This is a genomic window from Streptomyces sp. Je 1-332 (assembly GCF_040730185.1).
Lineage (GTDB): Bacteria > Actinomycetota > Actinomycetes > Streptomycetales > Streptomycetaceae > Streptomyces.
This window is the reverse complement of the sequence record NZ_CP160402.1, coordinates 956,281-976,503: the sequence shown is the minus strand read 5'-3', so window position 1 is coordinate 976,503 and position 20,223 is coordinate 956,281. Positions and strand designations below refer to the sequence as shown.

The following is a 20,223-nucleotide window of genomic DNA, read 5'->3' as shown; positions in this document are numbered from 1 at the left end:
GCCCTGAATATCGGCCCTTTCGCCATCACAGCAAGGATCTCGGCTCATCGCGGCGGCGCCTACCCCACCACTGGCGGTCGCCGCCGGCCCGTGCGGGCTCAGGACGCACGAAGGCCGGTCCTCGCAGGCAGCGAGAACCGGCCTTCGCGTGAACTCTTCGAGCGCTTACGGGAACAGTGGCTTCTCCGGGGCCATCGAACGCCCCGCCACCTCCGACGTCATCCGCGCGTGGATCTCCTCCGGCGAGAGATAGACGTCCGTCTTCTCGAAGTCGGCGAGCGTGGCCGGGCGTTGGGATTGGAACCCGGTGCGTACGTAGTCGTCGCCGGCGAGCGCGTTGAGCCCCCAGTTCGCGGCCGTGCGGAAGCGCGCGGTGACGGTGCGCAGCGCCCCCAGGTGGTAGCCGCGCGCGACGACCTGAGCGGGCAGGCCGGACAACTGCACACCCAGCGGCTTCGACACGGCCTGGATGCCGCCGAGGTCCACGACCAGGCCCATGTCCTTGTGCCGGTAGGCGGTCAGGGGCGCGCCCCGCAGAGAGGCGATGACGTTCTTCGCGGCGGCCCAGCCCTGGCGCATCGCGTGCTGAGCGGTGGGCGGGCAGATCGCGTCGTCGCCCTTGGCGAGGTCGGGGACGGCCGCCGCGTCGCCGAGCGCGAACACGCCGTCCATGCCCGGCACCGTCAGCTGCGGGGTGACGACGAGACGCCCCTTGTTCGTCTCGGCGCCCAGCGTGGCGATGAGCGGGCTCGGCGCGACGCCCGCTGTCCAGATCAGTGTCCGGCAGGGCAGCTCGCGCCCGTCGGTGAGGGTGACGGTGTCCTCGGTCACCTTGTCCACCGTCACGCCGAGCGACACCTCGAGGCCACGACGGCGCACGATGTCCAGGGCCTTCTCCCCGAGGCGGTCGCCCAGTTCGGGCATCAGCTTCGGAGCCACGTCGACCAGGTGCCACTTGATCTGCGACGGGTCGAGCCCCGGGTAGCGCTTGACGGCGGCGCTCGTCAGACGGTGCAGATACGCCGCCGTCTCCGTCCCCGCGTACCCGCCACCGACGACCACGAACTGCAGCCGGGACTCACGCTCGGCCCGGTCCGAGCTCGCCGCCGCCAGGTCGAGCTGCGAGATCACGTGGTCGCGGATCCAGGCGGCCTCGGCCAGCGTCTTCACGCCGACGGCGTATCGGTCGACTCCCGGGATGTCGAACTGCCGGGTCACGCTGCCCGGCGTCATGACGAGATAGTCGTAGCGCTCCACGACCTCCTCGCCGTTGATCTTGCGTACGATCACGGCCTTCGCGTTCGGGTCCACGCCGATGGCCCCGCCCGGCACGATCGCCGTACGGCGCAGCATGCGGCGCAGCGGGACCGCGACCGACTGCGGGGTCAGCACCCCCGACGCGACATGGGGGAGCAGGGGCAAGTACAGCTGATGGTCCTGCGGACTGATGAGCCGCAGTTCGGCGTCCTGCGCCTTGAGCGTCCGCTCCAGCTTGTGCGCGCACTCCATACCGGCGAAACCGCCGCCGATGATCAGAATCCGGGGACGTTGCATACGAGATCGCTCCAGGGTTGGGCGAGGGGTCCGGTCAATCCTCCGACGAGGGGCGCCCTCGCGCACGTCGGGTGCGCCGGGCGAGGAACCCGAGTACCCCCGAACCGCCGGACGATTGCACCCGAACCGTCGGCCAGGTTCCGTAAGGGCCGGCCAGACCCCGTCAGATCCCCGGCCGGTAGCGGATGGGATGGTCCTCCGGCACCTCGACGAGGACGATCTTGACGCCGTCGGGGTCCGCGATCCACATCTCGACAAGCCCCCAGGGCTCCTTCACCGGCTCCCGCACCACCTCGACGCCCCGCGCGAGCAGCTCCGCGTGCGCCGCCGCCACGTCCGCCACCTGGAGCCAGAGCTGGAGGCCGGGCGTGGGCGGGGTCGGCGACCGGCCGGAGACCTCGAGCTGGCCGCCGCCCAGGAAGTAGACCGTGCCGCGCTCGGGGCCCGTACCGAACTCGCGGTAGACGGCGAGGCCCAGCGCGTCGCCGTAGAACGCCCGTGAGCGCTCGGGGTCGGTGGGACGGAGGAGGATCCTGCTGCTCAGTACATGCACCATGCAGCCGCACCTTAGTGGGGGGTTACGCTCGACGGTGCCTCGCCCACGCCGCGCCCGACAGCGGTGGGCCAGAGAGATCGGAGAACCCGCCCCATGGACACCGCCCCGCGCCCCAGCACGAGCGACCTCACCTTCCGCGACGCCACCGACGCGGACGTCGACGCGCTCGTCACGCTCATCGAGTCGGCCTACCGCGGTGACTCGAGCCGGGCGGGCTGGACCACGGAGGCGGACATCCTTCAGGGGCAGCGGACCGACCCCCAGGGCGTCGTCGATGTCATCAAGTCCCCCGCGAGCAAGCTGCTCACGGTGGCGCGCGACGGCGAGATCATCGCCTGCTGCCAGCTCGAACACCGCGGGGAGCACGCCTACTTCGGGATGTTCGCGGTGAGCCCGGCGCTCCAGGGCGCCGGGCTCGGCAAGGTGATCATGGCGGAGGCCGAGCGGACCGTCCAGGAGGCGTGGGGCGCGAAGGAGATGCACATGACCGTGATCTCCGTACGCGAGGACCTCATCGCCTGGTACGAGCGGCGCGGCTACCGCCGTACGGGAAAGATGACCCCCTTCCCGTACGGCGACGAGCGGTTCGGCATTCCGCAGCGGGACGACCTGCAGTTCGAGCTGCTCGTCAAGCCCCTCGGCTGAGCCGGGACCCGGTCACGCCGTGAAGCGGCCCGTCCGCTTGATCTCCGGATAGTCCGTGGTCGCCCCGTCCAGCTGCAACGCGCGCACGAGCCGCAGATCGTCCTGCGTGTTCACGACCCAGCCGATGATCCGCAGGTCGGCCTTCCTGGCACGCTCGACGATCTCCAGCGTCAGCCGCCTGATGTTCAGGACGAGGGTGGTGGCACCGACCGCCGTGGCGCGCTCCACGACGTCGGTGCCGTAGCGGCTCGCGACGAGCGCGGTGCGCACGCCCGGGACGAGGCGGGCGATCTCGGCGATCGCCTCGTCGTGGAAGGAGATCACCTCGACGCGGCCGACCAGGTCGCGCCGGTGCATCACCTCGGCGAGGGCGCGGGCGGCGGCCACATCCTTGATCTCGGCCTGCAACGGCGCCTTCACCGCGTCGAGGACCTCTTCGAAGACGGGGATGCGCTCACCGCGCCCCGCGTCGAGCTCCCGCAGCTCGGCCAGGGTCTTCTCGGCGATCGGTCCCTTGCCGTCGGTCGTACGGGCCACGTCGGTGTCGTGCATGACGACGAGGGCGCCGTCCTTGCTCAGATGCAGATCGAGCTCGATGAGATCCAGGCCCGCGGCTTGCGCGGCGATGAAGGACCGGAGGGTGTTCTCGGGTTCGACACCCATGACCCCGCGGTGACCGATGGTGAGGAAGTTCAAGGTTCACTCGCTTCCGTCGACGGCGGCTCGATGACCACGCGGCGAACACAGGGGGTGCCACGCGGCAAGGTCGCAGCCTAACGGCCCGCCTCCACGAGGGAACCGCCCGTACGAGGGCGCTCAGGGGAATCGGAGTCGTCCGCTCTGCTTCCCACGATGCCGAGCAGGAGCCCGGTGATGACGGCGGCGACAAGGACGGCGCGGGTGGTCACAGGTGCACTGCTCCATACGGCGGGGTCGGCTGACCCCGCCCGTCCTACCGGCCGCGGACCCCGCACCGCGAGCCACGTCACCCGTGGGTGGGCGAGTCCTCGGCACGTTGACCGGGCGGAGCCGAGGGGTCCGTTTCCGCGCACCCGGCGGGCGCGGGCGTCGCCATTTCCGTGAGATCGGCGAGCATCGCCTCCGCGAGCCCGATCTCCGCCTCCAGCCGCCGCCCGCTCCAGCGCAGCGCGATCAGCGGATGTGTCCAGGCCGTCTCTCCCTCCGCGCGGGCCAGCGCGTCGCGCACCTCCTTCAGCTCGCCCCGGGTGTGCGCGATGTGCTCGCTCACCAGGGCCCGCAGGTGGTCCGGCGCCGCGAGGTGCCCGAGCCAGACCCGCAGGAGCAGCGGGTGCTTCAGGACGGCGGGCCCCGCGTCCTCGGCGCCGCCCGCCCATCCGACCAGCGCCGCGCGCCCCTCGGCGGTGATGGCGTACGACCGTTTCGTACGCGGTTCGTCGGGCCCCGAGCGGCGCGAGGTCGCGTACCCGAGCGCTTCGAGGCGCCGCAGTTCGGCGTAGATCTGGCTGATGGCGGGCGACCAGTAGAAGTGGCGCAGGGAAGCGTCCGCCCACTTCTTCAGTTCGTACCCCGTCCGCTCGCCGGGGAAGGAGAGCAGGCCGAGCACGGCCCACGCGGTCGGGGGCAGCTCGGCGGGCCGCTGCGGTGAGGTCGGACGGGGGGCTGCCATATGACTGATTGAAGGGAACGTCACAGCGCCCGCGCAAGATGTGTGCGGTGGGGAGGGCGTGCGCGGGTATAGGGGATTCATGAGTGATCTTCCGACGTCGCACATCCGCAGACTGCTCGGCGCCACCGACCGGCTGGCGTTCCACCGCGTGGCATCGCGCTCCTGGCCTGCGGCGCAGCCCGTGCTGCCGCGGCTGAGCCGCAGCGCCGACCACGGGCTGCTGTGGTTCGGCATCGCCGCGGGGATGTGGGCGTTCGGTGGGGCGCGCGGGAGGCGTGCGGCGGTGCGCGGTGTGGCCTCGCTGGCCCTCGCGTCGGCCACGGTCAACACGCTGGGCAAGAGCGCGGTGCGCCGCTCCCGGCCGGTTCTCGACGCGGTGCCGGTCATAAGGCATCTCTCGCAGCAGCCGATCACCAGCTCCTTCCCCTCCGGACACTCCGCATCGGCCGCGGCCTTCGCCACGGGCGTGGCCCTGGAGGCGCGGGGGATGGGCGCGGCCGTGGCCCCGGTCGCGGCGTCGGTCGCCTTCTCCCGCGTCTACACCGGCGTGCACTACCCCAGCGACGTCCTGGTCGGCGCGGCCCTCGGCGTGGGCGCCGCCTACGCGGTGCGCGGCATGGTGCCCTCCAGGTCACAGCTGCCGCCGCCCGCGCGGCCCCGGACGGACGCGCCCGCGCTGCCGGACGGCGACGGCCTCGTCGTGGTGGTGAACCCCTCCTCCGGGGCCCAGCCCCAGCTCATGGACCCCGTCCGGCAGTTGAAGACGGCCCTGCCCCGCGCGGAGGTCGTCCTCTACGAGGAGGAAGCGGGCCCGCTGCCCAAGGTCCTCGCGGAAGCGGCCAGGGACGCGGCACGGCGCGGCGGGGTCTTCGGCGTGTGCGGGGGAGACGGCACGGTGAACGCCGCCGTGACAGCGGCCCTGCGCTTCGACGTGCCCCTGATGGTGCTGCCCGGCGGGACGTTCAACCACTTCGCCGCCGACCTGGGCGTGGACACCGTCGCGGACGCCTGCATCGCCCTCGCCGAGGGAAGCGCCGTACGGTCCGACGTCGGCCGGGTCAAGCCCCTGGCCGGGGTCGGCCCCGACGGCAGGAAGCACTCCGAGCCGGTGTACTTCCTGAACACGTTCAGCCTCGGCGCCTACCCCGAGCTCGTACGCATCAGGGAGGAGTGGTCCCCGAAGATCGGCGGCCCGCCCGCGGCCCTGCTCGGCGTCGCCCAGATCGTGCACACGGGACGGCCGCTGAGCGCGGTGGTGAACGGCAAGGCCCGCTCGATGTGGCTGCTCTTCGCGGGCAACGGCGCCTACCGCAGCACCGGCATCGCCCCCGTGCGCAGGCACGACCTGGCCGACGGACTGCTCGACGTCCGCATCGCGAGCGGCGGTCGCTTCGCGCGCACCCGCCTCCTTGCCGCGGCGGTGGTCGGCCAGCTGACCAAGACCCGCCTGTACGCCTCCGCGAAGGCCCAGCGACTGGTCATCTCGGGCCTGCCCGAGGGCACACAGATGGCGTACGACGGCGAACTCGCCCCGGCGCCCAACGCGCTGCTCCTCGACAAGCTCCCCGAAGCGCTCACCGTGTACCGGCCCACCCTCGACTGACCGCGCGGCGGCCCCGCAGGCATTACGCCAAGCGGAGCACTCGGAGTGCGCGCGGAGCCCGCCGCCAGTGTGCTGGCCTTCATGGGCTACCACATAGACAGCCCGCGCGAAGCGGGCAGCACACGACGCGACGTACTGAGCACCGCAGCGGCCCTCATGGCCGGCGGCGCCCTCACGGTGGCGGGACCAGCGCCGCACGCAGCAGCAGAGACCGACGGCGGCTGCGGCATCGGCTACGACGGGGAGTTCGAGGAAGCCCTCGCCGAGGCCGACGAGGCGATCCCCGAGAACCGCGCGCTCGCCCCGGAAAAACCCCGCGGCAAGTTCACGCTGCCGGTCCGCCGGCGCTTCAAGGTCTCCGCCCGCTACGGAGTACGCGGCAACTGGGCCGCCGGCCACCACACCGGCATCGACCTCGCCGTCCCAACGGGAACACCGGTGCACGCCGTCGGCGCAGGCACCGTGGTCCTGGCCCGCTGGTCGGGTGCGTACGGCAAGGCGGTGACGGTGCGGCTGCGGGACGGGCACTACGCCGTGTACGGGCACTTGTCCCGCATCTCCGTGCGCCAAGGGTCCCGCGTCGGCACCGGCGACCGGCTCGGCAGCAGCGGGGCCACAGGCCGGGCCACCGGACCTCACCTCCATCTGGAGATCCGGGCCAAGCGGGGCTACGGGTCGGACATCAATCCGGTGCGGTATCTCGCGAAGCGGGGCGCCCAGTTGTTGTGAGGGCGTGGGCCAGGTGCGCGGTCCGGGTGGGGACGTCGACCGTGTAGGTGTCGACCGTCATGGCCCGCTCGGAGACCTTCAGGACCATGAACCCCACGTCGGAGAAGTTCTGCCAGGCGGCAGGGTGGTCGAAGTGGGCCCTGCCGTCACCGGACTTGGCCGCGGCCCCGCAGACGATCTGACGGGTGCCCGCCGTGCGGGTCGTGGGTTCCAGGATCTGGAGGGTGTGGTCGTGGCCGGACAGGATCAGGTCGGCCCTGCCGCAGACCACCTCTTCGTACAGCTCCTTGAGGTGGATCCCGCTCGTGTAGTGGCCGATGACGAACCCGTCGTACGAACCGGCGCTCCCGTGCTTCCCGTTGTTCAGGTACGGGTGGTGGCCGAGCACCACCTTCCAGCGGGCCCGGGAGGCGGCGAGCGCGGAGTCGAGCCAGGCACGCTGGTCGCGCATGTAGGGACCGTCCCACCGGTAGTGGCGCGAGGTCTGCGCGACGGTCGACGCGACGGGGTTGGTGTCGAGTGCGAAGAACTCCACCACCGGGTCGCCGCCCGCCGGGTCGTCAAAGGACGGCAGTGCGACGTTGTAGTAGCGGCTGGGCATGTACCAGCGCGGCGATGTGGCCGCGTAGGAGACCTCGCGGTCGCCGCGCGACGGGTCACCGCCGCTGCCCGGGATCAGGCCCGAACAGTCGTGGTTGCCCAGGACCATGAGCCAGGGGACGTCGATGCCGGTGTTGGGCGTCTCGAACTTCTCCCGGAACTCGGAGTCGTGGGCGGACTCGGGCCCGTTCTCGTAGATGTTGTCGCCCAGGCCGACGGCCAGCGAGATGCCCTCGTCACGGCAGACCCGCCGGGCGGCCTCGGTCACGGCGAGCTGCTCCTCACCGCCCGTGCCCGCGTCCCCGGTGATCAGGACGGCGAACTCCCCCTGCTGGTTGGGTGCTTGGGGGAAGGGGAACTTGGCGGCGCCCTGCGCCGCCGTGGCCTGCCGGGCGCCGTACGGAAGGACGGTGAGGGCGGCCCCGGCCGCGGCGCCGCCCAGCAGCGTGCGCCGGTGCAGCGTGCGGGCCTGCGGCCCCCACGTGGTCGCGATGTCCCGGGCGAGTGGCTCGTCGGCCCGCAGCCACTGCTTCTCGGTCAAGTCCGCTCTGGGCGGTATCAGTTCGTCATCGCACACCCGAGGGTTCTCCCATATCCGTGCGGACAGAGGAAGACGATCAGGCGAATCACCGGTGGCGATTACGGTGGGCGGGTCCCACGCGCCACGCACAAGGAGACCGCCGCACATGCCCGATGAGCCCCGTCCCGCGTCCCCCCTGCTCGGCATGAAGGTCGTCGACCTCTCGAAGATCCTCGCCGGTCCCTACGTCACCATGTCCCTCGCCGACCTGGGCGCGGACGTCATCAAGGTCGAGCACCCCGAGGGCGGCGACCCGACCCGGGCCTGGGGCCCGCCTTTCAACGGACCTGATGCCACGTACTACCTGGCGGCGAACCGCAACAAGCGCTCGGTGACCCTGGACCTCAAGTCCCCCGAGGGGCAGGAGGCCGTGCACCGCATGCTCGCCGACGCCGACGTGATGGTGGAGAACTTCCGCCCCGGCAGCTCCCTGGCCGACGCCTTCGACTACCGCGCTCTCAGCGAGCGCTACCCCCGCCTGGTCCTGCTCCACATATCGGCGTTCGGCGACACGGGACCGCTGCGGGACGAGCCCGGGTACGACATGGTGGCCCAGGCGAGCGCGGGCCTGATGTCCCTCACGGGCGAGGCGGATGGGCCGCCCGTCAAGGCCGGGTACGCGATGGGCGACCTGGGCGCCGCGCTCTTCGGCCTCATAGGCGTCACATCGGCCCTCGTCGAACGCGAACGCACGGGACGCGGCCAGTACGTCACGACCTCCCTGTACGAGTCGCAGCTCGCCCTGCACATCAACTGGGCCACCGGCTACTTCGCCACGGGGGAGCGGCCCACCCGCCTCGGGTCCGGCCACCCGAGCCTCGTCCCGTACCAGGCCTATTCCGCATCCGACGGCTACTTCGTGATCGCGGTCGGCAGCGACGGCCTCTTCCGGCGCCTGAGCGAGTCACTCGGCCACCCGGAGTGGGCCGACGACCCGCGTTTCGCCACCAACCGGGCCCGCGTCACGCACCGCAAGGCCCTCAACGCCAAGCTGGAAGCTGTCCTCGTCGACGAGACGGTGGCCCACTGGTGCGCGCTGCTCAAGGCGCGCGGAGTCCCCGTCGCCCCCATCCGCGCCCTCGACGAGGTCTACGCCTGCCCGCAGACCGAGGCGCTCGGCATGGTCCAGAAGGTCGACCACCCCGACGTGGGCCCGCTCCAGCAGGTCGCCTTCCCCGTCAGTTTCCGCGGCGAACGCCCCGCCGTACGCACCGCACCGCCCACCCTCGGCCTGCACAGCAGGGACGTACTGGCCGAACTCGGCTACGACGCCGCGGACATCGACCGTCTGCTCGGCCAGTCGGGATGACCCCGGCGAGGCTCAGCCGCCGAGCCGGTGCAGGGCGGCGCCCACCAGCGTCCGTACGCCCGGCAGCAGGACCGAGAGGTCCGGGGCGAACAGGGAGCTGTGGTTGCCCGGCACCGCGGTGATCTTCGCGCCGAGTCCCTCACCCGGGGCGGCGTCCCAGACCGCCTGCGGTGTCGAGGCCACGAACCAGAAGTCGTAGGGCACCCCGGTGGGCACGAGGAGCGAGAAGTCCTCGCTGCCCATCGCGGGCCCGAAGTCGAACACGCTCTGCGCGCCGAAGAGTTCGCGATGCAGGGCGGCGATCTCCGCGTCCAGCGCCGCGTCGTTGACCGTCGCCGGGAAGCTCGCCCCAGTGTTCACCTCGGGCTCCGTCGGACACCCGGCGGCCAGGCACTCTCCCTCGACGATGCGGCGGACGGCGGACAGGACCCGCTCGCGCACCTGCGCGTCCTGCGTCCGCAGGTTCAGCCCGAGCCGGGCCTCCGAGGGGATGATGTTGGGCCGCTGCCCGGCGTTGAACTGCCCCGTGGTCAGCACCACCGCCTCCGAAGCGGCCACCTCACGCGAGACGACGCTCTGCAGCCGCGTGACGATGTACGCGGCTGTCACCACCGGGTCGACGGTGGCCTCGGGGCGTGAACCGTGGCCGCCGACCCCGGGCACCACGACATGCAGGTCGTCGGCGGCCGACATGATCAGGCCGGGGGTGTGGGAGACAAGGCCCGCGGGGCCGGGGGCGACATGCTGGCCGAAGACGGCGTCGGGGCGGGGGAAGCGCGTGTGCAGCCCGTCGGAGACCATCGCGCGCGCTCCGTCGCCCCCTTCCTCGGCGGGCTGCCCGATCACCACGAGGGTGCCCGACCAGGCATCCCGTCCTGCCGCCAGCGCCTCGGCGGCGAACGCCAGCCACGTGACGTGCATGTCGTGGCCGCAGGCGTGCATGACGCCGTCGACGGTGGAGGCGTAGGCGAGGCCCGTGGTCTCCGTGACCGGCAGGGCGTCCATGTCGCCGCGCAGCCACACCACGGGCCCCTCACCGTTCTCCAGGACGCCCACGACGCCGGTGGAGCCGACTCCGTCCGTCACCGCGTACCCGGCGCTCCGCAGCCGCTCGGCGAGGATCCCGGCCGTGCGGTGCTCCTGGAAGGAGAGCTCCGGGTGGCGGTGCAGGTCCTGGTACAGCTCCTCGAGGTCACGCGTCTTCAACCCTGAGGTGAGGTCCAGGGCCAGGCTCGCTGCGGTGGCTGCGGTGGGCATGCGGCGGCTCCTTGCGATCGAGGGGCGAGATCACCCTTTCCGTCACCCTCGCACAGGGCGCGCCGCCCGGTGGCGGGCGCTTCGGAAGGTGTCGATCGGCACAAAGTGCAAAAATCGTGCCATAACCCCAGGAGGAGTGTGGTCAGCGTGTCCCGGAACCGCCGCCTGATCCTGGCCTCGCCGGCCGAGGTCTGGAGCCTGCTGTCCGACGGCCACCGGTACGGGGAGTGGGTGACCGGAACCCAGGAGGTGCTGTCCGCTGACCCGCACTGGCCCGCGGTGGGCGCCCGTCTGAAGGTCCGGGTCGGCGTCGGCCCGCTGGTCCTCGACGACACCTGCGTCGTCCGCATCAGCGAACCGGAGCGCCGTCTGCAGCTGGAGGCGAAGGCGGGCCCCTTCGGAGCGGCCCGCATCGCCATGACTCTGATCCCCTGGGGTGAGCACACCCTCGTCGTCCTCGACTGGCACCCCTTGCGGGGCCCCGGCACCCGGATGCACGGCCTCCCCGTGGACTACGTGGTCGGTGTCCGCAACGGCATGATGCTGACGAAGCTGGCCCGTATCGCGGTGGGCGAGCACGGCCGGAACGTCTGAGACGGCGCACCGGGCCCGTGCGCTGGGAATACGCCAACTGACCTTTCCTGCGGGAAAGTTGATGTATTCGGAAGACATGCCAAGTACGCTCCGTGCGACATTGACCACTTGCCGCGCAGCGGCCACGCACGGCACGGGGGTAAGCCGGATGAGCCGGGAACTGGGCTTCGAGGGGCTCATCGAGGACGAGGGCTTCTTCCCCAGGCTGCTCGGCCGCAACGCGCGCGGGCGCGACGAGAAGCTCCTGTACGAGTCCGACCTGCCCGTCGTGCTGCTCACCGGCGGCCCCGGCATGGGCAAGCAGCGGCTCCTGGAACTGCTGCGGGACCGGCTCGGGCGGAAGGTGCCGGTGGCGCACGTGGACTGCGCGGACGCCCGGTACGCGCAAGAGGCCGCGCGCCGCCCTTCCTGCCGCTCCGAGGCGACGGAGGCGATGTACGACGTCGCCCTGCGGATGAGCGAGTGGCAGGGCCCGGGAGGCGCGCTCCCCACACCCCGGTTCTTCGCCGGGATGGCGGCGGTGGCGGCCGGAGCGCGGCTGCGGCGGCGCGAACTCGAAGAGGAACTGGAGCGCTACCGTGCGCTGGTGCAGCCGAAGCGAGGGCTCGGCCGGTTCGTCCGTAACCTGCTGACCGGATATCTGTCCGCCCTCGCCGGAGTGGTCGCCCCGGCCGCCGCGCCGCTGGTGGGCGCCGCGCTGACGGAGTTCCTGGCGAAGCTGGAGAGCACCGGAGCCGAACCGGTGCGCGCCACCTACGGCGACTACCCCGCCGCCACCGGAATCGCGCAGGCCGGGCTGCGGTTGCTCGCCCAGGACTTCCAACAGGAGGGCGGCGAGCGGGAGTTCGCGGAAGGCTTCCTCTTCCGGGCGCTGCGCGAGGACCTGGAGGCCGCCTACACCGGTGTCGGCGCCGCACTCACCCGGGTCGGCCGCCCCGCCGTACTGCTCCAGCACTCCAACTGGCCGGTCGGCAGAGCGCTGTTGACGGCGGCGCTCGGCGACCGGGCCGACGGCCACCGTGAACGCACGGTGCTCGTGGCGAGCGAACGCATGGCGCAGCCGCTGTTCCTGGCCGACGAGCCGCGCACCGAGGATCCTGCCGACTACCGGCCGGACCAGGAAGAGCCGCCTCGCTGGCAACGGCTGCCTGCGCGTGGGCGGTTGGGGCAGGGCGTGCTGCTCCTGCGGATGCCGCTGCTCACCACGGAACACCTGCAAAAGGAGCTGCAAGACCACACCGGCGGTGCCCCGCAGGCGGCACACCTGCGCCGGGCACAGAGCGCCGTACACCGCCTCTCGGGCCGCCGCCCCCGGATGGTGCAGCGTCTCGTCGAGGCGGCAGGAGAGCTGCCCGAGCTGGACAACGACCGGGAACTCCTCGACCAGCCCGCGGGTCTCGACGGGGAGCCGCGCGCGGTGCGCGACGTACTGCTGGCCGAGCTGGTGCTGAGGCAGCTGCCCGAGCGGCTGCCCGTCGAGCACACCGACCGCTGGCTCGACCTGCTGACCCAGCTGTCGGTCACGCACACCGGCGACTGCGCCCGCGCCCTGCTGCGCAACCCGCAGCTGGAACACATCGCGGGCGGGCTCACCGCGGACGAGGTGGGGCGACATCTCCTGGAAAGCGGCTGGCCCACCTGTGAGCGGCACTTCATCGGCGACTTCGGCCTGCGGCAGCTCCTGATGAGCAGACTGCACGGGCCGCCCGACGCGGGCACCGAATGGCGCCGCAACCACAGCCTCCTGCACCACCACTACCGCAGCAGGGCCGAGTCCCCCGACCGTGCCTTCGGCAGCACCGCGGCGCACGGCCTCAACCACGATCTGGTCGCCACCGGCCCCGAGCGAGCCGTGCACCACCTGGCCGCCACGTTCCCCGCGGACGGCGTGGGCGCCGAGGAGTGGTGCGACCAACTGCTCGCGCTTGCCCAGGCGCCCTCACCCGGCGGCCACGACGAGCGGCACTCCCGGATGACGGTGGCCCGCGTCGACGGCACCAAACTGCAGCGCCAGCTGGACGAGCTGCTGCACGCCGTGTGGCTCTGCGAGGAGCGCACGAGACCGCCGGACATCGCGGCGGCGGACCGCATGGCGCAGCTGCTGCGGGAGCTGGCCCGGGAGTACGCGGGGGCCGCCCCGGTGCTCGCCGCGCGCGCCGGAAAGTGGGACCGCAGAGCCCGCAACCGGCAGCCGCTGCAGTCCTGTTCCTGCACGGCCCACATCGGAGAGGGGAGCTGAGGGGATGTTCCGGACCACCGCCGACTGGCTGCACGAGCACCTGTGGAACACGCTGCTGAAGAAGATCTTCACCTGCACCCTGGCGGCTCTCCTCGCCGTCGGGGCGTACGCCCTCGTCTCGAAACTGAACGAGGACGCGGACAACTGCGCCGACGGCGTCACCGAGTCCGGCGGCGAGTGCATAGGCATCAACGGCTCCGGCTACGACTTCGGGGAGCCGGAGATCGCGCCGGTCGCGGCCAGGATCGCCGAGGAGAACCGCCGCATCGACGAACAGCCGCACGTCACCGTGGCGATGATGCTCCCGCTGCAGCCCGACTCGAAGGCCGAGCGGCGTCAGCTGCGCAGCGAACTGCAGGGCGCGTTCCTGGCGCAGTACCGCCTCAACAGGGAGCCGGGGAAGCCGGCGGTGCGCCTCGTCCTGGCCAACCCCGGCAAGGACTACGCCCGGCAGGGCGAAGTGGTGCCCGATCTGGTGCGGATGGCCCGCTCCGACCGGGACAACCTGCGCGCGGTGACCGGGTTCAACCTCTCCCTCGACGAAACCAAGGAGGCCGTGCGCAGCCTCACCGAGCAGCAGGTGCCGGTGCTCGTGGCGCGGGCCTCGGCGAGCACGCTCGCCAACCAGGAGAGCAAGGACGGGACGTACGACTTCAAGGGGCTTGCCCGCATCATCCCCACCAACGAGGAACAGGCTCGTGCGCTGGCCGACTACAACGGCAGCCGCAAGGACCGCCAGACCGTCCTGGTCCGCGACACCCGCCCCGACCCGTACGTCCGCTCACTGGCCCGCGCCTTCCAGGGGCTTCCGGAGGACGGACCCGCGGGCCCGGACGACATGACCTTCACGTCGCCCGGAGTCGCGGACCCGGGCGACGTGGACAACCAGTTCAGGCCGACGGTCAACACGATCTGCAACTCGGGTGCGGACACGGTCTACTTCGCCGGCCGCTCCACTCACCTTCGGCTGTTCCTCAAGCGCCTGGCCAAGGAGGCGTGCGAGGACCGGAAGTTCACCGTGGTCTCCGGCTCGGACGCGGCCTCGCTGAACAACCGGATGACCGACGAGGACTGGGCAGAACTGCGCGACAGCTCCGGCAAACCCCGCTTGACGGTGCAGTACGCGGCGCCGGCTCACCCCGATTCCTGGAGCACCGAAATAGGCAAGTGGCAGCAGGGCGTGGAGGACCGGACAGGCAAGAAGCCCCCCGAGTCGAAGGCCCCCGGCTACTTGCGCGACCCGCTGGCCGAGCTCAGCCGACTGGAGCGGACGATCACCGCGCTGAAGTCGGCGGGCCGGGAGATCGGCGACGTACAACTGGGCGACTCCCGCACCATGATGGTGCACGACGGGGTGCGCACCGCGGTCGAGGCGATCCGCGGCGCGAAGCCCACCGGCGCGGCGGTCCCCTCCGCCGAACAGGTGGGCAACCGCTGGGCCACGATGCAGTCGAAGAACCGCGTGGACGGCACGAGCGGCCGCATCTGCCTCACCAAGGCAGGCAACCCGTACGACAAGCCCCTGGCGGTCGTGGCCCTGAAACCCGGCACGAAGGAGGGTCCGGGGACCCTGGACTTCATCGGCCTCGCCTGGCCCACGGGCGAGCCCCAGCCGGAGGACTGTGTCGTACGGGGCGGATAGTGGCCGGCGGCGCTACCTCAGCGGACGACGTCGAAGACGTTCTTCTGCATGCCGTTGGCGTAGGCCTCGTGCTCTACGAGCCGCAGCTTCTGCGTGTCCTTGTCCGTGTCGCTGAACAGGCGCTTGCCCGCGCCGAGCAGCAGTGGGAAGACGAGCAGGTGGTAACGGTTGATCAGGCCCGCGTCCGAGAGGTTCCGGTTCAGGGTGGCGCTGCCGTGCATGATGATCGGGCCTCCCTCGGTCTCCTTCAGGGCGGCGACCTCGTCCAGCGACCGCAGGATCGTCTGCTCGCCCCAGCCGGAGACCAACTTGTCCTCGGTGAGGGTGCCGGAGACGACGTACTTCGGCATGTCCTTGTACTCGGAGAACTCCTCCATGCCCGGCCAGACCGGGCTGAACGCCTCGTAGCTGACCCGGCCGAACAGCATCGCGGTGGCCTCCTGCTGCTCCCGGCCCTTGATCTCGTACGCCTCCGGCAGGAACTCCATGTCCTTGAAGGTCCAGCCGGAGTTGCGGTAACCGGGCTCGCCGCCCGGGGCCTCCACGACACCGTCGAGGGAGACGAAGGCAGTGCTGATCAACGTACGCATGTCGAGTCTCCTGGTGAGTATGTGCCGGTCGGCGTTCATCATCGCGGTCACGGGGTTGTTGACCGCCGTACACTCGCGAACTCATCGTCGACCGCGTGAATTGGTGACCACCGGACGCCGCACGGGTGAGCAGCGGATACGGTGCTCTGGTGACTGATGGGGAGGGGACGGTGCCGGGGACCGCGCTGCTGATCGCGGCCGCGCCGGTCGGCAAGGCCCGAATCGTGGACGCGGCTTCCGTGCTGCCCGTGCTCGCCGCGGTGTCGCCGGCGGTGCTCGCCGGTACCGCGACCGCGAGTGTCGTGGAGCTCGCGGACCCGCTCGATCCGCAGACCGTGCTCACGCGGCTGCGTGCGGCGGCGATGGCGCCGGGGCCTCTGACGGTGTACCTGGTCGGGCAGTTGCACCTCGACCGCCGCCAGCGGCTCCAGCACGTGGCGCTCGCGCGGACCACGGCGGCGACGGTGCGCTACACCGGCTTCCCCTGGCACTGGATCGCCCAGGAGCTGCGGCTGCGCCCGCCGGGCAGGACGACCGTCATCGCCGACCTGCACGCCGACACGGAAAGCTGGCAGCAGCTGGCGCAGCGCCCCCTGGACGTGGGGCCGGGCGTCGCGCTGTACGGACGGATCGCGCCGCCGCCCGGTCGGCGTGCCGTCGCGGCGCCCTCGTACATGAAGGCCCTGGCGACGGTGTTGCGCAGCGGTCACCGGCCACCGCTGCCCGACCTGCACCAGCACGTCGCCGCTCAGACCATGGAGGAGAGCGCGTCCGGCATCGTGCTGCTGTCCACCGACCCCGCCGTCGCCCCCGGTGCGAAGCCTTCCACGGCGCCGCGGACCGCCGGCGCGGACCCGCACGCGGCCATCACCAAGGCTGTGGAGGCGGGACGGCACGGCGAGGCCGCGGCCATGGCGGCGGCCTGGGAGCAGGAGGCACTGCGTACGTACGGGGCGTCCTCGCCCGAGGTGGTGCACTGGATGGAGGTCCGCGGACATCTGGCGATCTTCGCGAAGGACCCGGGACGCAGCTGCGCGATCTGGCTCGCGGTGGTCTCCACCAGGATCACGGCGGGCCAGGCCCCCGACAACCCTGACGTCGAGGCCGCCGCGGACCTGGCACACCACCAGTGGGAGCAGGTCCGCGACCCGGCCACCGTCCGCGAACTCGGCCCGTCCCTGGTCGCGTTGCGACGCCGCGTGCCGGGCCGTCAGCGCGGCACGGCGAACCTCGTACATCAGCGCCTCGTGCAGTTCCACACGCAGGTCGGCTGAGGCTCGTACGGCCCTACCGGCTTGTACGGCCCGATGCGCCGAACCACCTCGGCAGTTCGCCGAGCAGCTCCTGCTGGTCCTCACCGACCCACGCCACATGGCCGTCCGGCCGCAACAGCACGGCGGGCGCGTCCAGTTCGTCGCTGACGTCCACGACGTGATCGACCCGGCCGGCCCACCCTTCGACCGAGAGCCTGCCGGTCTGGTCCAGGAGCAGTCCGCGCCCCTCGTGCATCAGCCCGTACAGACGCCCGTGCTTCAGCTCCACGTCCCGCATGCGCCGGCCGAGCAGCTCGTGGCCCTCGCCGAAGTCGTAGCTGACGTCGACCGCGGTGATCATCCCGGTCACGTACCGGTTCACCTCCTCGAAGTCCATCAGCCGGGAGAACAGCTCACGCAGCGCGGTCGCACCCGGATCGTCCCCGAGCATCGTGATCTGCGCCCGGGTGTTGGCAAGGACGCGGGCCCCGACCGGGTGCCGTTCGGCGTGGTAGGTGTCGAGGAGCCCGTCCGGCGCCCAGCCCTCGACCGCCGCGGCCAGCTTCCAGCCGAGGTTGAACGCGTCCTGCACACCGAGGTTGAGCCCCTGGCCGCCGGTCGGCGGGTGGATGTGCGCGGCGTCGCCCGCGAGGAACACCCGGCCGGCCCGGTAGCGCTCGGCCTGCCGGGTGGCATCGCCGAACCGGGAGAGCCAGCGCGGCGAGTGCACGCCGAAGTCGGTGCCCGCGTAGGCCCGCAGCTGGTGCTTGAAGTCGTCGAGCGTCGGCTCGGCCGCGCGGTCCTCGGCCACACCCACGGCGGGCACGACCACGCGGCAGATCCCGTCCTCGTTGGGCGGGGCGATGCCGAACCGCAGCTGGGTCTTGTGCACTTCCTTGACGGCGGCGGCGACCGTCTCCGGGTCCGCGGTCACCTCCATCTCGCCGAGGAGGGTCTCGACCTTGGCGGGCTCGCCGGGGAAACCGACGCCGAGCAGCTTGCGCACGGCGCTGCGCCCGCCGTCGCACCCGACGGCGTAGCGCGAGCGCAGCCGCGTGCCGTCCGCCAGTTCGACGGTCACCCCGCCGCCGTCCTCGTCGTCCTGACTCAGCCCGACCACTTCGCAGCCGCGCCGGATGTCGGTGCCGAGTTCGACCGCGCGCTCGTTCAGGAGCCGCTCGGTGACCGGCTGCGGCGTGGCGATCCCGTACGGGTGAGCCGTGTCCAGCTTGTCCGGCCACGGCTTGATGACGCCGCCGAACAGGCCACCGACCTGGAACTTCTCATTGACCGCGAGGAACCGGTCCAGCAGGCCGCGCTGGTCCATCACCTCCACGCTGCGTGCGTGCAGGCCCTGCCCGCGGGACTGCGCGGTGGGCTGCTCCGCCTTCTCCAGGACGACGGTGTGCACCCCGTGGAGTCGCAACTCGCTCGCCAGCATCAAACCGGTGGGTCCGCCGCCGACCACGATCACGTCAATCATTGTTCTCATTTCGCTTAAGTCTGACTCGGGCCGTCCTGGCTCAGGCGGATGATTGTGCGGCAGGACCGGGGCCTTGCCGCAAGGCCCCCCATGCGTTATAAGTTAAGAGTGGCAAGGAGTTCGAACACTCCTTGCCTTTGTCATGTCTGGCGTCGTACCCAGTACGGCGGGCTCACCGATGACTCACCACATTGATGACCCGCCCATTGGGATCACGCACGAAGAAGCGGCGCACCCCCCACTCCTCGTCCCGCAAGGGATGCACGATCTCCGCGCCACTCTCGCGCACCGCCGCGTAGACGGCGTCCACGTCATCGACCTCGACACTCATGTCGGGCACGACGGGCGCGGTCTTGTCGTGGCTCATGAAGGTGACTTGGGCCGTGGGGTTGGAGGGGGAGCCGAGTGTCATCACCCAGCCGAGGTTCATGACCTCCTCGAATCCCAGCAGGCCGTAGAAGTCCCGGCTCTCCTCCATGGCCTCGGTGCGGATGTCGGGCATGGCGCGGCGGATCGACACGGGGGCTCCTGACGGCTGAGGGGTTCCGGCGTGCCGATGATTCTCTCAGGGCGACCGGCGCCGGCAACGGAACTTCGAGGGGCGGGGAGGCGTTGGCAGGAGGACGCGTGGAACGCGCGCGGACGAGCTAACAGGCAGTCGAGGTGGCACGGATGGCGATGTGGGACCGGATCAAGGACCAGGCCAAGGGTCTGCAGCAGTCGCAGGGGGCACGGAGCTCCGGCGGTCAAGGACGCCCGGGGCCGGGATCGGGGTCGGGGTCAGGGTCCGGAGGAGGATCGAAGGCGCAGCTCGTGGGCGTGCTCAAGTCCCAGCTCGCCTCCCTCAAGACGGAGCTCAAGAGCGGTGCCTACCGGGACGCCAGCATGGCCATGTGCGCCCTTGTCGCCGCGGCCGACGGCTCCGTCGACCCGGCGGAGCGCCAGCACGTGGAGTCGCTGATCCTGCAGAACGACGTTCTGAAGAACTTCCCGCCGGAGCAGTTGCAGCAGCGGTTCAACAAGCACGTGGACCAGCTGTCGTTCAACTTCCAGCAGGGCAGGACCGAGGTCATGCAGGAGATCGCCAAGGCGGCGAAGAAGCCGATGGAGGCCAAGGCGGTGATCCAGACCGGCTTCGTCGTCGCGGGCGCGGACGGGTACATCGCCCCGGCCGAGGAGCAGGTCCTGCGCGAGGCGTGCGCGGCGCTCGGCCTCTCGCCGCAGGAGTTCGGCCTCTGAGGTTCACCGTCATCGGACTCTGAAGTCCGGACTCAGGGGGCCCGCACCCAAGGTGCGGGCCCCTGCCCCGCTAGAAGGTGTAGCGGGTGTGGCTGAACACCTGGCCGTCGTGCCCGAAGCCGTACGCCGTGCCGGGCGCCACCGCGAAGAGCAGGTCGTCGCCCGTGCGGATGTTGTCGCCGAAGCCGTGAAAGACCCCCTCCGGCGAGGTGATGTGGTCTTGGTACTGCGCCTCGAAGGCGGTGATGACCGCCTCCTGCCGCGCCGGATCCGTTACCCGCTCGGCCGTGCCCTCGACCACGATGTCGAGTCCCTCGGAGAGGGAGTTGTGCCCTGTGGTGAGTACGCAGTGGGCGTTGCCGGCCAGGTTCTTCACCTTCTGCTCGCCCTGCCCGGAACTGAAGTGCAGCGCCCCGTCATGCCAGGCGGCGATCAGCGGCGTGACGTGCAGCCTGCCGTCCGGCCGGACCGTGGTGATCCAGAAGATCTCGGCGGCACGCATCCTGCGCTGGGCCTCGGCCCAGTCGGTGGCGGTGACGTCCTCCGCTCCCGGGCGCGGGTTGAGCGCGGAGCTGTAACGGGCGTCGAGCTCGGTCTTCGGCTGCTTCGGAGTCATGCGGAACTCCTCTCCCTCTCGCTGTGACAAAGGCTACGCAGCCCGGCCCCGCCGCGCTCGGTCCCGGCGGCGGCCACCCTGACCGG

At 71.3% G+C, this 20,223-nt stretch carries 20 protein-coding genes; 9 read left to right on the top strand and 11 right to left on the bottom strand.

The annotated features are described in order from the left end of the window. Positions 1-165 precede the first annotated feature (165 nt). Together ABXJ52_RS04545 and ABXJ52_RS04540 are read right to left on the bottom strand one after the other, a co-directional pair. On the bottom strand, positions 166-1,554 hold the full coding sequence (locus ABXJ52_RS04545) for an NAD(P)/FAD-dependent oxidoreductase (protein WP_367039369.1): 1,389 nt from the start codon (positions 1,552-1,554) through the stop codon (positions 166-168). 163 nt (positions 1,555-1,717) lie between these two features. Further along, a complete protein-coding gene (locus ABXJ52_RS04540) occupies positions 1,718-2,110 on the bottom strand; it encodes a VOC family protein (RefSeq protein ID WP_367039368.1) in 393 nt (130 codons plus the stop codon). Positions 2,111-2,203: 93 nt separating this feature from the next. Here ABXJ52_RS04540 and ABXJ52_RS04535 point away from each other — a divergent pair, with 93 nt between their 5' ends. After that, positions 2,204-2,755, top strand: a complete 552-nt coding sequence (locus ABXJ52_RS04535; RefSeq protein ID WP_367039366.1) for a GNAT family N-acetyltransferase — start codon at positions 2,204-2,206, stop codon at positions 2,753-2,755. Positions 2,756-2,767: 12 nt separating this feature from the next. On the opposite strand, the gene ABXJ52_RS04530 is transcribed toward ABXJ52_RS04535, so the two are convergent. From ABXJ52_RS04530 to ABXJ52_RS04520, 3 genes are all read right to left on the bottom strand, one after another. Beyond that, entirely contained in the window at positions 2,768-3,451 is a 684-nt protein-coding gene (locus ABXJ52_RS04530) for a glycerophosphodiester phosphodiesterase family protein (RefSeq protein ID WP_367039365.1), read from the bottom strand. Between the two features lie 77 nt (positions 3,452-3,528). Then, positions 3,529-3,663 carry a hypothetical protein gene (locus tag ABXJ52_RS04525; RefSeq protein ID WP_367039364.1) on the bottom strand — a complete coding sequence of 45 codons (135 nt, stop codon included), beginning with the start codon at positions 3,661-3,663 and terminating at the stop codon, positions 3,529-3,531. A gap of 77 nt (positions 3,664-3,740) precedes the next feature. Then, positions 3,741-4,403, bottom strand: a complete 663-nt coding sequence (locus ABXJ52_RS04520; RefSeq protein ID WP_367039362.1) for a PadR family transcriptional regulator — start codon at positions 4,401-4,403, stop codon at positions 3,741-3,743. A 79-nt stretch (positions 4,404-4,482) separates the two neighbouring features. Between ABXJ52_RS04520 and ABXJ52_RS04515 the strand changes: the two genes are divergently transcribed. Together ABXJ52_RS04515 and ABXJ52_RS04510 are read left to right on the top strand one after the other, a co-directional pair. After that, positions 4,483-6,006, top strand: coding sequence for a phosphatase PAP2 family protein (locus ABXJ52_RS04515; RefSeq protein WP_367039360.1), 1,524 nt, complete (start codon positions 4,483-4,485; stop codon positions 6,004-6,006). Between the two features lie 45 nt (positions 6,007-6,051). Then, positions 6,052-6,735: a M23 family metallopeptidase gene (locus ABXJ52_RS04510; protein ID WP_367039358.1), complete on the top strand. Its 684-nt coding sequence runs from the start codon at positions 6,052-6,054 to the stop codon at positions 6,733-6,735. Here the strand turns inward: ABXJ52_RS04510 and ABXJ52_RS04505 are convergent. Next, entirely contained in the window at positions 6,689-7,876 is a 1,188-nt protein-coding gene (locus ABXJ52_RS04505; protein WP_367039357.1) for a metallophosphoesterase, read from the bottom strand. The genes ABXJ52_RS04510 and ABXJ52_RS04505 overlap by 47 nt on opposite strands. Before the next feature lie 145 nt (positions 7,877-8,021). Between ABXJ52_RS04505 and ABXJ52_RS04500 the strand changes: the two genes are divergently transcribed. Continuing rightward, complete coding sequence (locus tag ABXJ52_RS04500; protein WP_367039355.1) at positions 8,022-9,224, top strand: CaiB/BaiF CoA-transferase family protein; 1,203 nt, start codon at positions 8,022-8,024, stop codon at positions 9,222-9,224. A 12-nt stretch (positions 9,225-9,236) separates the two neighbouring features. Here the strand turns inward: ABXJ52_RS04500 and ABXJ52_RS04495 are convergent, their stop codons facing one another. Then, entirely contained in the window at positions 9,237-10,481 is a 1,245-nt protein-coding gene (locus ABXJ52_RS04495; protein ID WP_367039353.1) for an amidohydrolase, read from the bottom strand. Positions 10,482-10,628: 147 nt separating this feature from the next. Between ABXJ52_RS04495 and ABXJ52_RS04490 the strand changes: the two genes are divergently transcribed. From ABXJ52_RS04490 to ABXJ52_RS04480, 3 genes are all read left to right on the top strand, one after another. Continuing rightward, positions 10,629-11,075 carry an SRPBCC family protein gene (locus tag ABXJ52_RS04490; RefSeq protein ID WP_367039352.1) on the top strand — a complete coding sequence of 149 codons (447 nt, stop codon included), beginning with the start codon at positions 10,629-10,631 and terminating at the stop codon, positions 11,073-11,075. 148 nt (positions 11,076-11,223) lie between these two features. Further along, the gene (locus tag ABXJ52_RS04485) at positions 11,224-13,314 is read left to right on the top strand and encodes a hypothetical protein (protein WP_367039350.1); all 2,091 of its coding nucleotides are present in this window, start codon (positions 11,224-11,226) and stop codon (positions 13,312-13,314) included. A 4-nt stretch (positions 13,315-13,318) separates the two neighbouring features. Continuing rightward, positions 13,319-14,956 (top strand): ABC transporter substrate-binding protein, encoded by a 1,638-nt coding sequence (locus ABXJ52_RS04480; protein WP_367039348.1) that lies wholly within the window; start codon positions 13,319-13,321, stop codon positions 14,954-14,956. A 17-nt stretch (positions 14,957-14,973) separates the two neighbouring features. Here ABXJ52_RS04480 and ABXJ52_RS04475 read toward each other — a convergent pair whose 3' ends face one another. Next, positions 14,974-15,546, bottom strand: a complete 573-nt coding sequence (locus ABXJ52_RS04475) for a dihydrofolate reductase family protein (protein ID WP_367039346.1) — start codon at positions 15,544-15,546, stop codon at positions 14,974-14,976. Positions 15,547-15,716: 170 nt separating this feature from the next. Here ABXJ52_RS04475 and ABXJ52_RS04470 point away from each other — a divergent pair, with 170 nt between their 5' ends. Continuing rightward, entirely contained in the window at positions 15,717-16,820 is a 1,104-nt protein-coding gene (locus ABXJ52_RS04470) for a hypothetical protein (protein WP_367048804.1), read from the top strand. Positions 16,821-16,833: 13 nt separating this feature from the next. Here the strand turns inward: ABXJ52_RS04470 and rox are convergent, their stop codons facing one another. Beyond that, a complete protein-coding gene (gene rox / locus ABXJ52_RS04465) occupies positions 16,834-18,282 on the bottom strand; it encodes a rifampin monooxygenase (protein WP_367048802.1) in 1,449 nt (482 codons plus the stop codon). 172 nt (positions 18,283-18,454) lie between these two features. Further along, positions 18,455-18,802, bottom strand: a complete 348-nt coding sequence (locus ABXJ52_RS04460; protein WP_367039344.1) for a VOC family protein — start codon at positions 18,800-18,802, stop codon at positions 18,455-18,457. Between the two features lie 152 nt (positions 18,803-18,954). On the opposite strand from ABXJ52_RS04460, the gene ABXJ52_RS04455 reads away from it, so the two are divergent. Further along, entirely contained in the window at positions 18,955-19,521 is a 567-nt protein-coding gene (locus tag ABXJ52_RS04455) for a TerB family tellurite resistance protein (RefSeq protein ID WP_367039342.1), read from the top strand. 70 nt (positions 19,522-19,591) lie between these two features. Here the strand turns inward: ABXJ52_RS04455 and ABXJ52_RS04450 are convergent, their stop codons facing one another. Then, entirely contained in the window at positions 19,592-20,137 is a 546-nt protein-coding gene (locus ABXJ52_RS04450; protein WP_367039340.1) for a pyridoxamine 5'-phosphate oxidase family protein, read from the bottom strand. Positions 20,138-20,223 lie beyond the last annotated feature (86 nt).

Coding starts and splice junctions, on each gene's coding strand:
- ABXJ52_RS04545 (WP_367039369.1), bottom strand. CDS start 1,554: ATGCAACGTCCCCGGATTCTGATCATCGGCGGCGGTTTCGCCGGTATG.
- ABXJ52_RS04540 (WP_367039368.1), bottom strand. CDS start 2,110: ATGGTGCATGTACTGAGCAGCAGGATCCTCCTCCGTCCCACCGACCCC.
- ABXJ52_RS04535 (WP_367039366.1), top strand. CDS start 2,204: ATGGACACCGCCCCGCGCCCCAGCACGAGCGACCTCACCTTCCGCGAC.
- ABXJ52_RS04520 (WP_367039362.1), bottom strand. CDS start 4,403: ATGGCAGCCCCCCGTCCGACCTCACCGCAGCGGCCCGCCGAGCTGCCC.
- ABXJ52_RS04515 (WP_367039360.1), top strand. CDS start 4,483: ATGAGTGATCTTCCGACGTCGCACATCCGCAGACTGCTCGGCGCCACC.
- ABXJ52_RS04500 (WP_367039355.1), top strand. CDS start 8,022: ATGCCCGATGAGCCCCGTCCCGCGTCCCCCCTGCTCGGCATGAAGGTC.
- ABXJ52_RS04495 (WP_367039353.1), bottom strand. CDS start 10,481: ATGCCCACCGCAGCCACCGCAGCGAGCCTGGCCCTGGACCTCACCTCA.
- ABXJ52_RS04485 (WP_367039350.1), top strand. CDS start 11,224: ATGAGCCGGGAACTGGGCTTCGAGGGGCTCATCGAGGACGAGGGCTTC.
- ABXJ52_RS04480 (WP_367039348.1), top strand. CDS start 13,319: ATGTTCCGGACCACCGCCGACTGGCTGCACGAGCACCTGTGGAACACG.
- ABXJ52_RS04475 (WP_367039346.1), bottom strand. CDS start 15,546: ATGCGTACGTTGATCAGCACTGCCTTCGTCTCCCTCGACGGTGTCGTG.
- rox (WP_367048802.1), bottom strand. CDS start 18,282: ATGATTGACGTGATCGTGGTCGGCGGCGGACCCACCGGTTTGATGCTG.
- ABXJ52_RS04455 (WP_367039342.1), top strand. CDS start 18,955: ATGGCGATGTGGGACCGGATCAAGGACCAGGCCAAGGGTCTGCAGCAG.
- ABXJ52_RS04450 (WP_367039340.1), bottom strand. CDS start 20,137: ATGACTCCGAAGCAGCCGAAGACCGAGCTCGACGCCCGTTACAGCTCC.